Below are 12,117 nucleotides of genomic sequence, written 5' to 3'. Positions count from 1 at the left end.
AGCTATGAACACTTTAAAGCGAAAATTTTATTAAATAATTTATCTAAGAAAATTGGGATTCATTTAGGATAATCGGGGTGCCGTGTAATATCACTTCACCCCAACATTTGACATAGAACCTTTTTTGTTTATAGGACAAGATATTTTTATTAATGCTAACGACTTGAAAATGAGATAAACTATAGTCATACATAAAAAGAAAAAAATGGAGAAAAAGCATATGCCAAATCCAAAAAAGAAAATTGTTTTAAATGAAATACTATATTGGAAACAAAATCGATTACTACCGGACCACTACTGTGATTTTTTAATGACCCTTTATTCGGAAGGGAATGGAGACGAACTTATTGAAGAAATCAGTCATAAAAAGTCTATCATAGCGACTGAAAACAAACGTAAATGGATTTTTTCTATAAGTATCATCCTAATTAGTTTAGCCTTATTTGTAGCGTTATTTACTGTTACTAAGTGGGTTGGGCTCGTTTCAATATTCGTTGCAATCATTGCGATTATCCTTTTAATAAGTGCTTTCCTATTCTCTAAAAAGGAAGTAACGTTCGCACCATTATTACCGATTGGGGCAGCTTTACTAATATTTGGCTTATCTGTCAAAGTATCAATTGAATATTTCCCCGATCGTTCATTTGTTTTATATGGTTTACTTATCGCCAATTGTCTTATTTGGTTATTTACTGGATTGAAATTAAAATTACTTTATTTTACTTTGTCTGGCGGAATTGCACTTGTGATTGTTTTAGGATATCAATTCTTTATTTAAAAAGATTTTGTGGCGGTATAACCGTAGAAGGGTTTAAATAGCTTAAAAAGATGGGTAATATGATGATGATATTAAGAATATCGGAAATATGATGTTCATTTCAAAAATAGTTTCAAACAACTCAATCTAAATTCATGTTTGGATATGGGTATATGAAAGACAATGAAGTGGAAAGATATTTAAAGGATACTTTTAGAAAGTAGGATTGCCCTTTTAAAATGCAAAATAAGTTATTACAAATTAATTTTTCCAACATTAACTTATTATTGTCGATTTTGTGTCAATCCTTGTAAAAGTTGGTGTTTAGGTCTTTTCGTTTTTCAAATAATGAAGTACAATAATTAATGTTGACTAGATTCTATATTAATAGATGTAGAAAAATGAATTAAAAAAGGAGGGTAACCTATGAAAAACAATCCAATTATTCCTTATATTCTTATTATGGCATTCGGTATCGGACTTATCTTCTTCATGTCATTAGAAGGTGCTGGAAATAAAGAAGAGATTGCTGAAGGTCACGAAGAAGAAGCTACTACTGAAGAAGGTGGAGCTGCTGAAGAGGGCGGAGCAACTGCAGAAGGAGCAAACGGTGAAGAACTAGTTTCTACATGTATCGGTTGTCACGGTGGTGACTTAACTGGTGGTATGGGACCTAAAATTGCTGGTTTAGATGCTGAACATATTAAAGATGTATTAGCTAACGGTATTGAAGGTACACCAATGACTCCAGGTTTAAAAACTGGTGCTGAAGCGGAAGCAATCGCTGAGTACATTTCTTCATTAGAATAATAATTAAACGACGAGAGGCTGTCTTATTAAGTATTTACTTATAAGACAGCCCTTTTAACTTCATAGGTTATTGATTTTCCTCGCATTACATAACTGAATTTCTATTCCAGCATCATTTTAGGACAAATATTTTATTTTTTTTATATAATATGACATAGAAATTAGAAAAAGGCGGTTACTATATGAACGCACAAAAATTATCAAAACGATTAGAGGCAGTTGCTTCCTTTGTACCAACGGGAGCGATTGTTGCAGACATAGGCAGTGATCATGCTTATTTACCATGTTATTTAATCCATAAAGGTATTGTGAATAAAGCCATTGCAGGAGAAGTGGTGAAAGGACCCTTTGAATCTGCCGTAAAACAGGTGAAATTGGAAGGACTTGAAGAGTCTATTACGGTTCGCCTTGCTGATGGGCTAGAAGCGATAAAAGAAACTGATGGGGTAAATACGGTTACAATCGCTGGTATGGGAGGGCCTCTTATCGTTTCCATTCTAGAAAAAAAACCAGAACTTTTACAAACTGTAACAAGACTTATTTTACAACCGAACATTCATGCAAAAGTAATTAGAGAGTGGGCTTTAGCAAATGGTTGGGCGATTTTAGATGAAGTTATATTAAAAGAAGACGAAAAAATTTATGAAATTCTTGTTCTTCAACGGGGCGATATGGAGTTATCAGAACAGGAAATATTGTTAGGAAAACATCTAATGGCCAATAAATCGGACGTGTTTGTAGAAAAATGGACGAAGGAAATTCAAAATTGGAGACGTGTTTTATCTTCTATTGAACAAGCAGAAGAGACGTCAGATATTGTTGCAAAACGTAAAGAACTTTTACATTTAATCGAACTAGTGAAGGGGGCTTTACCAAATGAAAATCGCTAATGGTCATGAAATTATCCAACTTTTTGAAAGCTGGTCGCCAAAAAAATTAGCCTGTATGGAAAACGACCCAATTGGTCTTGCTATCGGAACTTTGAATAAAGAAGTGACAAAAGTATTAGTAACGTTAGATGTGAATGATGAAGTTGCAGATGAAGCGATTCAAAAAGGATGCCAATTAATCATTGCCCATCATCCTCCCATCTTCCGTAAGTTAGCCAATTTAAGAACAGATACTCCAGCTGGTAAACTGTACGAAAAACTGATTAAAAATGATATTGCTGTTTATGCAGCCCATACGAATTTAGATGTGGCAACGGGTGGAGTAAATGATTTATTAGCAGATGCATTACAACTAGAGAATAAACAAATTTTAGAAAAGACTTATCATGAGAATTTAATGAAGCTAGCTGTATTTGTTCCAGATGAGTACGCTGAAAAAGTACGTTTCGCTTTAGCTAAAGCTGGTGCAGGCCATATTGGGAACTATGACTCTTGTAGTTTCTCAACGAACGGTCAAGGCCGTTTTAGAGCGTTAGAAGGGGCAGATCCATTTATCGGAGAAATTGGTGAGATGGAAACGACAGATGAAGAAAAAATTGAAGTAGTTTTCCCCCAATCTATAAAAAACAAAGTTTTAAAAGCGTTACTTAACGCCCATCCCTATGAGGAACCTGCTTATGACGTATATACATTGGCGGTGGAAACGAAGGAAATGGGGATTGGCCGGGTTGGAACTTTAAAAGAACCGATGACTTTGAAACAGTTCGCTCAATTTGTTAAAACCCAATTAGATGTTCCAATGGTAAGACTAGTTGGTCAAACGGAGACATTGGTTTCAAAGGTAGCGGTTCTAGGTGGTGACGGTAATACGTATATTCATGCAGCTAAACGGTCCGGTGCCGATGTATTTGTAACTGGTGATGTGAAATTCCATATTGCCCAAGACGCTCAAAATCTAGGGTTAAACATTATTGACCCAGGACATCACGTTGAAAAGGTTATGATGAAAGGAGTGGCCGATAAAATGGTTCAATTATGTTCGAGCTCAAAATTATCGGTGGAATTTATCCAATCTGAAATCGTTACCGAACCTTTTATTTTTATTTAAACAAGGAAGTGTAATGAGTGGGGAATAACGGAAAAGTTTGGTTAATGATCGGAGGACTAATAGTTGTTATCGGAGTTGCTTTTTCCATCTTTTTTTCCTTCGTTTCAGAGAAACAAATAAATCAACTTGTGAAAAGCTGTGAAAACGATGGTGGAGAAGCGATTGTTACAAAACATGGGTTTCTCGTAACAACTTCCTATGAATTCGAATGTAAAAAATAAAGAACGTAACTTCTCAGTTGAGAAGTTACGTTCTTTTATTAAGCATGTACTTTTGATTGAGTGATTTGAGCATTTACTTTTTCATCAAACTCTTTTTCCGATTTTGACACAACAACTGTTGCGACACCGTTACCAATTAAGTTTGTTACGGCACGAGCTTCTGACATAAAGCGGTCTACACCGATTAATAGGGCAATCCCTTCGACCGGAATCATTGGGAATGCTGCTAATGTTGCTGCTAATGTAATGAATCCAGATCCAGTTACTCCTGCAGCTCCCTTAGATGTAATCATCAAAATACCAAGAAGAGTTAATACTTGAATCCATGTTAATTCAACATTATAAGCTTGGGCGATGAATAGGGCAGCCATTGATAAGTAGATCGCTGTACCATCTAGATTAAATGAATAACCAGTAGGAACTACTAAACCAACAACTTGTTTTGAACAACCAAAGTTTTCTAATTTACGCATCATAGAAGGTAAAGCGGATTCTGATGATGACGTACCAACAACTAAGAAAATTTCATCTTTAATATAAGCAATGAATTTAAAAATATTAAACCCATAAAATTTTGCAATGGAACCTAGAATGACGATTAGGAACAGCGCCATTGTAATATAAACAGCAGCCATCAATAAACCTAAGTTACCTAAAGATTCTAAACCGAAGTTCCCAATTGTGTATGCCATCGCACCGAAAGCACCAATAGGAGAGAACTTCATTACCATACCAACAATTTTAAAGAAGATTTCAGACACTTGCTCGAAAATTTGAATAACCGGTCTTGATTTTTCACCTAATGCCGCAGCAGCCATACCGAATAATACAGCGGCAAACAGTGTTGGTAATAATTCACCGTTCGCAAGGGCTCCTACAAAGTTTTCTGGAATAATACTAGAAATGAAGGCACCAATTCCATGTTCTGTTTCTTCAGCAGCAGTCGTATATTTTGAAATATCTGCACTATTTGCTTCAGACGTATCTAGTCCATCCCCAGCGTTTACTAATAATGCAACCCCAATACCAATTGCTAGGGCGATTGTTGAAACGATTTCGAAGTAAATTAATGCTTTACCTCCGATTTTACCAACCTTTTTCATATCTCCCATGCCACCGATACCGATGACAACTGTTAAGAAAATAATTGGAGCTATTAACATTTTAATTAATTTAATAAATAAATCCGCTAATATTTTTAAACCAGCACCAAACTCTGGCCAAATTGCTCCAACAATAATACCTAAAATAATCGCAACGATTACTTGAAACGTTAAGTTTTTAAGTAATTTCATTTCTTTTCTTTCCTCCTTGTAAACTTACTGTAAATAAAATGTTATCGCTTTCATTGAAACTATCATAACTGATAGTTTTCTGAAAAAGCGGTTTAGTTTTTAATGGTTATATCGTTCATTTCGTTCAATTTATTGTGAATTCTATCACAAAACCTCTATAAATCAACGAATTTACTGTTATAATACTGATTGAAGAGGCTTCTTTTTTGTTATAGTACAAAGGTGGAGTATATAAAAAAAACTACCTTTTTGTAAAAGGTAGTGACATTTTGTTCATTTTGTTCAATGGAATGATGGTATGGAACGATTCATTTCATCTAATAAATCATCTAAGTAGTGATCATTAATTGTATTTTCATAATGTTTATATATCGGTTGGAGTTGTTCTTTCCATTGATTTTTGTTTGTTTCATCCAATTCGTATATGATAACGTTTGGATCAGATTGAAGATCTTGTAAATTTTGCTCATTAAATTTTTGTGCTTGTTCAAACTGCCAATCTTGCATTTCCTCGAGGGAGTCTAAAATAATTTGTTGATATTCCTCATCTAATCCATTCCAAAATTGTTCATTCATTAGGACGGCATAAGCTAAAATACCATGATTGGAAAGGGTAATATGATTCTCCATTGTATGAAATTGTTTTGAGTAAATATTGGAAATCGTATTTTCTTGAGCATCAACTACATGATTTTGCAAGTCACGATAAACATTGCCAAAAGAAGTAGCAACCGGTTCTGCTTCAAGAAGAGTAAATTGCTTTCTTAAAATGTTACTAGGCATCATACGAATCTTTTTTCCTTCAAACTGTCCTACTTCTACTATCGGTGTTGTCGAAGCGATTTGTTTAAAACCATTGCTCCAAAATGTTAACCCTTTAATATGAACTGTATCAAGCTCTTTTAGAAGGGATTGACTGACGTTACTGTTTAAAACCTCCTTTAATTGCTCATTATTCTCAATAAGGAAGGGTAAATCAAGAACTTGCCAGTTTGGTAACATATCCGTCATTTTCGAAATAGTTGGAGCAATCATTTGAACTTCATTATCCAGCAGTGCCTTTAGTTCATTATCATCACTGTACAACATGCTGTTCGGATAGACTTGTACAACGAGACGACCATCACTTTTTTCCTCAACAAGTTGGGCAAATTTTTCTGCTGCTATTCCCTTTGGCGTATTTTCCGCCACAACATGGCTAAAATGAATCGTTATTTGATCCTTTAAACCTTCTTGTTCATCATCATAAGGTAATGCTGTTGGAGAAAAAATATTTTGACGATACCCAAATAGTACGATTAATATAATGATGGTAATTAAAGATCCAGTTAGAAAGTATTTCATTATCTTCACCACGATTATTGTAGAATAAATATAAATCATTATAAACATAAAGAATGCCAATAGGACAGTGAAAATTAAAGGGGGGTATTTGATGAGAAAACGTAAATTATCAATGAATAAAAAAATTATGTTTTTAACGTTTTTCATTATAGCCTTTTCCTTTTTAATAGCAGGGACTTTCGTTATCGGAAGCTTATTTCAAGAAAAAGAAGAAGACATTGGTCAAGAAGCTATGCTTGTTAGTAGAACGGTAGCGAATTTACCAGAGATTAAAACATTATTACAAAGGGAAAATTTTCAAGATTCATCAAAAAAAATCAATGAAATTATCGGTGAAATACGTTATATCAACAAAGCAGATTACATCGTCGTTATGGATATGAATCGAGTAAAGTATTCCCATCCATCAAAAAATGAAATAGGACAAGTTAGTGAATCGACCGATATGGATGCAGCCTTTGCTGAGCATTACTATTTATCAAAGGCGAAGGGGGAGGAAGGTACGATGATTCGTGCCTTTGTCCCAATTATGAATGAACTAAATATTCAAATTGGAGTCGTATTAGTCGGTTACTTACTACCATCCTATCTTCAAATAGTTGCTGATTATCAGTCAGAATTTATTGTAACGTTATCATTATCAATCTTGTTTAGTGTATGGGGGGCCCATACTCTTGGTCGCCATATTAAGAAGCAAATGTTCGGATTAGAGCCCCATGAAATTTCTAAAATGTATGTGGAAAGAACGGAAACATTCAATGCCATGCACGAAGGAATTATCGCTGTGGATAAAGAGTTAAATATTACGATCTTTAATAAGAAGGCTTGTGAAATATTAGGGGTTGGTGGAGATCCATTCCAATATTTAGGACGCAATATATATGACGTTTTACCTGACACGAGATTGCCTGAAATCGTTTTTACAGGAAAACCGGTTTATGACCAGGAAATCTATGTGAATGAACATAGTATTATTAGTAATCGAATCCCTATTCTCGTTAATGAAGAAACGGTTGGAGCTGTCGCAGTGTTTAAAGATTTAACAGCTTTTAAACAGCTTGCGGAAGAACTAACAGGTGTTAAAGCCTTTGTACAAGCATTACGTGTCCAAACCCATGAGTATAAAAACAAATTACATACAATTGCTGGACTTCTACATCTAGGGCACTCTCAACAAGCGTTAGCTTATTTGTCCCAAGTGAAGGATGAACACGACAATGTTACGAAATTTTTAAACGAACGAATCTACAATGAAAATATTTCTGGTTTATTATTAAGTAAAATAAGTCGTGGTAGAGAACTTGGTATCACGGTTAATATTGATAAGGAAAGTAAGTTTACCCAATTTCCAGAGAAACTAGATCATCATGATTTTGTCGTATTATTTGGGAATTTAATTGAAAATGCCTTTGATTCATTAGTAGCTATTGATAAAAAAGAGAAAGAGATTCATATTTCTATTGATGACAATGATGGCATACTTGCGATCTTAGTAAGCGATAATGGTATTGGTATGACAGAAGAAGTAAAGGCTCGCATATTTGAAAGTGGATTTTCAACAAAGGATAGGGAAAATAGAGGAATTGGTTTATTTTTAGTGAAGGAAATTGTCGATAAAGGAAATGGTACAATTGATGTTACGAGTGAACCAAAAAAAGGAACAACTTTCGTTATTACATTTGAAATATAAATGTGAAGACGTAGCAGCTTAATCCTTAAGTTTCAATTCAAACTTGAAATGGGGAGCACCTAGTAGACGTAAAAAAAATGAAAATGGGCACTAATTTAGGAGGGACCATGTTTGAACTTGATAAAAGTTTTGCTCGTAGAAGATGACCCAATGGTAAGAGAAGTAAATCGACAATTTATTGAGCGAGTAGATGGTTTTAAAGTGGTTGCAATGGGCAACAATGGAATTGAAGGATATAAAAAAATAGAAGAATTAAGACCCGATTTAGTAATTATGGATATTTTTATGCCTGAACAAGATGGGCTTATCACTTTGCGCAAAATTCGGAGCGCTAACATACCTGTTGATGTAATAACAGTAACAGCAGCCAATGATATGCAAACGATTCAACAAATTTTACATTTAGGCGTCTATGATTATATTATGAAGCCTTTTACATTTGAACGAATGCAACAAACGCTACTAAATTACTTTAAATTTAAGGTGAAAGCGGAAGAAGTACACGATTTAACCCAAAAAGAACTGGATGAAATGATTCATCCTTATCGTGAAATCGAGGAGTCCGTTGAAAATGAAATTTCTATTTTAACTGAGCTTCCGAAGGGGTTTAACCGTTCTACCCTTGATAAAGTATTAAAATATGTGAAGGATTCCAAAGAAGGGGTATCAGCGGATGAGGTAGCTTCGGGCATTGGGGTAGCCCGTGTAACTGCTAGAAGATATTTAGATTTTCTGGAAAAACAAAACTTTATTAAAGTGGATGTTCATTACGGTGGAGTAGGAAGACCGATTAATCATTATTTTATTTAATATTATGTTTTGAAGTGTATTTTGCATTTATTGCGAATACACTTTTCTTTTTGATAAATCTATTGAAATTGTACATTTAAAAGCCTATTTGCATATGATACCTTTAGAACAACTTTCGTTAAAAGATGCCGGAAAGGAGATTACTATGCGTCCTCAAAGTTTCTATCAACAAGTGCCACAAGGTCGTCCCTTTAATCATTTCCCTGGACCTATGCCTGGTCCTGGACGTGGGCCAATGCCAAACTTTGGTCAGCAAATGCCCCGTGGATTCCAACCGGGAATGATGCCACCACCTGGACCTATGCCTGGCCCCGGACTTGGCTCTGGAACTATTCCAGGTTTTGCACCAAAAACGTCAACACCGAAATTAGAGTCGTTTATGGATACAGCAAATAAATTCTTAGCTACTGCCCAATCTTTCCAACCATTAATCCAACAAGCTACACCGATGATTAGAAATTTACCTGCCCTATGGAAATTATATAAAGGTTTCCAAAGTATGCCTAGTTCAAATGAGACAGAGCCAAAGCAAGAAAGAAAAGGTAGTAAAAGAGATTCCTTTGATTCTATTTCAACGTCAAGCCGATCCAAAAAAGTAAGTCCAGAAAAACTTGCAACCCGTCCATCGAAACCTCTTATTTATCAACCGCCATATGATTTTTAATACTTAAAAATAGAAAAGATTAGTTGGAAGTTTTGTATTAAACGTGTTGCTCCGGTATAATAAAACTATGTACCAACAAAAGGAGTGACATAATGCAAGTCATTAAAATAAATCCAAGAGGTTACTGTTACGGGGTTGTAGATGCGATGGTTATTGCCCGTAATGCCTCATTAGATAAAACATTACCTAGACCAATTTATATATTAGGAATGATCGTACACAATAAACATGTGACAGATGCATTTAAAGAAGAAGGTATTATTACATTAGATGGGGAAAATCGAAAAGAAATTATCGAAAAAGTTGAAACGGGTACCGTCATCTTTACGGCCCATGGTGTTTCTCCAGAAATTCGTGAGATTGCTAGAAGAAAAGGATTAGTTTCCATTGATGCGACTTGTCCGGACGTAACAGTGACCCACGATTTAATTCGTGAAAAATCAGCAGAAGGTTATGATATTATTTACATTGGTAAAAAAGGGCATCCCGAACCAGAAGGGGCAATTGGAGTTGCTCCAGACCATGTACATTTAGTGCAAACGATGGAAGATATAGATAATTTACAATTAGATAACGATAAATTGCTTGTAACGAACCAAACGACAATGAGTCAATGGGACGTGAAAGCGGCTATGGATTATTTAAAACAAAAATATCCCCACATACAAGTACATGAAGAAATTTGTCTTGCTACACAAGTTCGTCAAGAAGCGGTAGCAGAGCAAGCAGGTGCTGCAGATTTATTAATCGTAGTAGGGGATCCGAAATCCAATAACTCGAACCGTTTAACGCAAGTTTCTGAAGAAATTGCCAATACACCTTCCTATCGAATTGCTGATTTATCAGAATTGAAGTTAGAGTGGTTAGAGGGGATTGAAACAGTGGCAGTTACTGCTGGTGCATCAACACCAACACCGATTGTAAAAGAAGTGATCACCTTCTTGGAGAAATATAATCCAGAAGATCCTTCAACCCATGAAATTAAAAGAACCGTTACGTTAAATAAAATTTTACCAAAAATCAAAGAACCAAAACCAGTTGATAAAATAATGCCTTATTAATAATGAACTTTAAAAAATCAGGATGAATATCCTGATTTTTTTATTTTCCTGCCCTATGAATATATTAAATATTCAAAAAGCCTTGATATTATTGGGATGAACAGTTGTTTTGTTGTGCTTTGCATTTCCAAAATGGTACAATATGAAACATGTTAGGAGGTACGAAAAATGTCGAAGTACTCAGATTATGATTTTAAGCCATTTTTAAGAGAAGCAATTGCAAAACTTGGCTTTGAAGAACCAACTCCTATTCAAAAAGAGATGATACCTCTTATTTTGAAAGGGAAAAGTGCAATTGGACAAGCCCATACGGGAACAGGTAAAACCCACAGTTTTCTATTACCGATTGTCCAACGCATTAATGAAGAAAAGCAAGAGGTGCAAGCGGTTATCACTTCTCCAACGAGGGAGCTTGCCCAACAAATTTTTGATGCATTGAATCAGTTAATTGAAGAAACGGATATTCAAGCAAAACTAATTATTGGTGGTACAGATAAACAACGGACAATTGATAAGTTAAAAACACAGCCTCATATTGTTGTCGGTACACCAGGTCGAATTCGTGATTTAGTGAAGGAAGGTGCACTACTAGTTCATACTGCTCCAATATTAGTAGTAGATGAAGCTGACCTTGCCTTTGATATGGGATTCATTGAAGATATTGATGGATTTGCAACCCATATGCCGGAAGATCTAGAAATGTTTGTATTTTCTGCGACAATTCCCGCAAAATTACAACCTTTCTTGAAGAAATATATGGAGTCGCCAGTCCATATCCAAATGAATGATAAAAAACCGGCAGCAGAAGGAATTGATTTTATCCTCGTTCCCGTTCGCTCGAAATCGAAAAATCGCCGATTGATGGAAGTAATTGAAGCAATTAATCCGTTTTTAGCTGTGATTTTTTGTAATACGAGAAAAAATGCAGAATCTGTTGCTAGCTATTTAGCAGAACAAGGGATCCGTGCTGGTCAAATTCATGGAGATTTAAGTCCACGGGACCGTAAAAAAATGATGAAACAAATTCGTGATTTAGAATTTCAATATATAGTTGCGACTGATTTAGCAGCGCGGGGTATTGATATCCAAGGAATCTCCCATGTCATCAACTACGAAATTCCTGAAGATCTTGAATTCTTTATTCATCGAGTTGGTCGAACAGCGCGTGCAGGAAATAAAGGAACTGCTATTACGTTATTTGAACCAGAAGATGAAGATGCATTAGTACGAGTTGAAAAAATGGGTATCCCATTCGTTCAAAAAGATGTGAAAAATGGGGAATGGATCGAACTAAAAGAACGCCATGCTCGAAAAAATCGTGTGAAGCATGAAAATGAAATAGACGTTATAGCAAAAGCTCGTGTTCGTAAACCGAAAAAAGTAAAACCAGGATATAAACGAAATATGCGTTGGGAAATGGAAAAAATTAAAAAGAAAGAGCGTAAAAAGCGCAATCGTATGAAGTAA

Annotated in this window: 12 protein-coding genes; 10 read left to right on the top strand and 2 right to left on the bottom strand. The window is 35.2% G+C overall.

All coding sequences use genetic code 11. The features are described 5' to 3' along the window. The first annotated feature begins 220 nt into the window (after window positions 1-220). The 5 genes from EC501_RS12095 (at window position 221) to EC501_RS12075 (ending at window position 3,786) form a co-directional block, all read left to right on the top strand. Window positions 221-778, top strand: coding sequence for a hypothetical protein (locus EC501_RS12095; RefSeq protein WP_122972559.1), 558 nt, complete (start codon window positions 221-223; stop codon window positions 776-778). A 405-nt stretch (window positions 779-1,183) separates the two neighbouring features. After that, the gene (locus EC501_RS12090; protein ID WP_122972558.1) at window positions 1,184-1,567 is read left to right on the top strand and encodes a c-type cytochrome; all 384 of its coding nucleotides are present in this window, start codon (window positions 1,184-1,186) and stop codon (window positions 1,565-1,567) included. 182 nt (window positions 1,568-1,749) lie between these two features. Next, on the top strand, window positions 1,750-2,457 hold the full coding sequence (locus tag EC501_RS12085; RefSeq protein WP_122972557.1) for a tRNA (adenine(22)-N(1))-methyltransferase: 708 nt from the start codon (window positions 1,750-1,752) through the stop codon (window positions 2,455-2,457). Continuing rightward, a complete protein-coding gene (locus tag EC501_RS12080) occupies window positions 2,444-3,565 on the top strand; it encodes a Nif3-like dinuclear metal center hexameric protein (RefSeq protein WP_122972556.1) in 1,122 nt (373 codons plus the stop codon). The genes EC501_RS12085 and EC501_RS12080 overlap by 14 nt, the downstream gene beginning before the upstream one ends. Before the next feature lie 17 nt (window positions 3,566-3,582). Further along, entirely contained in the window at window positions 3,583-3,786 is a 204-nt protein-coding gene (locus EC501_RS12075; RefSeq protein ID WP_122972555.1) for a hypothetical protein, read from the top strand. A gap of 38 nt (window positions 3,787-3,824) precedes the next feature. Here the strand turns inward: EC501_RS12075 and EC501_RS12070 are convergent, their stop codons facing one another. Together EC501_RS12070 and EC501_RS12065 are read right to left on the bottom strand one after the other, a co-directional pair. Then, window positions 3,825-5,081: a dicarboxylate/amino acid:cation symporter gene (locus EC501_RS12070; RefSeq protein ID WP_122972554.1), complete on the bottom strand. Its 1,257-nt coding sequence runs from the start codon at window positions 5,079-5,081 to the stop codon at window positions 3,825-3,827. A 282-nt stretch (window positions 5,082-5,363) separates the two neighbouring features. Then, the gene (locus tag EC501_RS12065) at window positions 5,364-6,425 is read right to left on the bottom strand and encodes a DctP family TRAP transporter solute-binding subunit (protein ID WP_122972563.1); all 1,062 of its coding nucleotides are present in this window, start codon (window positions 6,423-6,425) and stop codon (window positions 5,364-5,366) included. Window positions 6,426-6,516: 91 nt separating this feature from the next. Here EC501_RS12065 and EC501_RS12060 point away from each other — a divergent pair, with 91 nt between their 5' ends. From EC501_RS12060 to EC501_RS12040, 5 genes are all read left to right on the top strand, one after another. Beyond that, on the top strand, window positions 6,517-8,115 hold the full coding sequence (locus EC501_RS12060) for an ATP-binding protein (RefSeq protein WP_122972553.1): 1,599 nt from the start codon (window positions 6,517-6,519) through the stop codon (window positions 8,113-8,115). 111 nt (window positions 8,116-8,226) lie between these two features. After that, window positions 8,227-8,925 carry a response regulator gene (locus tag EC501_RS12055; protein WP_122972552.1) on the top strand — a complete coding sequence of 233 codons (699 nt, stop codon included), beginning with the start codon at window positions 8,227-8,229 and terminating at the stop codon, window positions 8,923-8,925. A gap of 145 nt (window positions 8,926-9,070) precedes the next feature. Continuing rightward, a complete protein-coding gene (gene vrrA / locus EC501_RS12050; RefSeq protein WP_158599707.1) occupies window positions 9,071-9,589 on the top strand; it encodes a VrrA/YqfQ family protein in 519 nt (172 codons plus the stop codon). A gap of 92 nt (window positions 9,590-9,681) precedes the next feature. Continuing rightward, on the top strand, window positions 9,682-10,650 hold the full coding sequence (locus EC501_RS12045) for a 4-hydroxy-3-methylbut-2-enyl diphosphate reductase (RefSeq protein ID WP_122972550.1): 969 nt from the start codon (window positions 9,682-9,684) through the stop codon (window positions 10,648-10,650). Window positions 10,651-10,818: 168 nt separating this feature from the next. Beyond that, entirely contained in the window at window positions 10,819-12,117 is a 1,299-nt protein-coding gene (locus tag EC501_RS12040; protein ID WP_122972549.1) for a DEAD/DEAH box helicase, read from the top strand.

It is taken from the genome of Lysinibacillus halotolerans (assembly GCF_003711845.1).
Taxonomy (GTDB): Bacteria; Bacillota; Bacilli; order Bacillales_A; family Planococcaceae; genus Ureibacillus; species Ureibacillus halotolerans.
This window is presented reverse-complemented; position numbering and strand designations above follow the sequence as displayed.

Coding starts and splice junctions, on each gene's coding strand:
- EC501_RS12085 (WP_122972557.1), top strand. CDS start 1,750: ATGAACGCACAAAAATTATCAAAACGATTAGAGGCAGTTGCTTCCTTT.
- EC501_RS12060 (WP_122972553.1), top strand. CDS start 6,517: ATGAGAAAACGTAAATTATCAATGAATAAAAAAATTATGTTTTTAACG.
- EC501_RS12095 (WP_122972559.1), top strand. CDS start 221: ATGCCAAATCCAAAAAAGAAAATTGTTTTAAATGAAATACTATATTGG.
- EC501_RS12040 (WP_122972549.1), top strand. CDS start 10,819: ATGTCGAAGTACTCAGATTATGATTTTAAGCCATTTTTAAGAGAAGCA.
- EC501_RS12045 (WP_122972550.1), top strand. CDS start 9,682: ATGCAAGTCATTAAAATAAATCCAAGAGGTTACTGTTACGGGGTTGTA.
- vrrA (WP_158599707.1), top strand. CDS start 9,071: ATGCGTCCTCAAAGTTTCTATCAACAAGTGCCACAAGGTCGTCCCTTT.
- EC501_RS12065 (WP_122972563.1), bottom strand. CDS start 6,425: ATGAAATACTTTCTAACTGGATCTTTAATTACCATCATTATATTAATC.
- EC501_RS12080 (WP_122972556.1), top strand. CDS start 2,444: ATGAAAATCGCTAATGGTCATGAAATTATCCAACTTTTTGAAAGCTGG.
- EC501_RS12070 (WP_122972554.1), bottom strand. CDS start 5,081: ATGAAATTACTTAAAAACTTAACGTTTCAAGTAATCGTTGCGATTATT.
- EC501_RS12090 (WP_122972558.1), top strand. CDS start 1,184: ATGAAAAACAATCCAATTATTCCTTATATTCTTATTATGGCATTCGGT.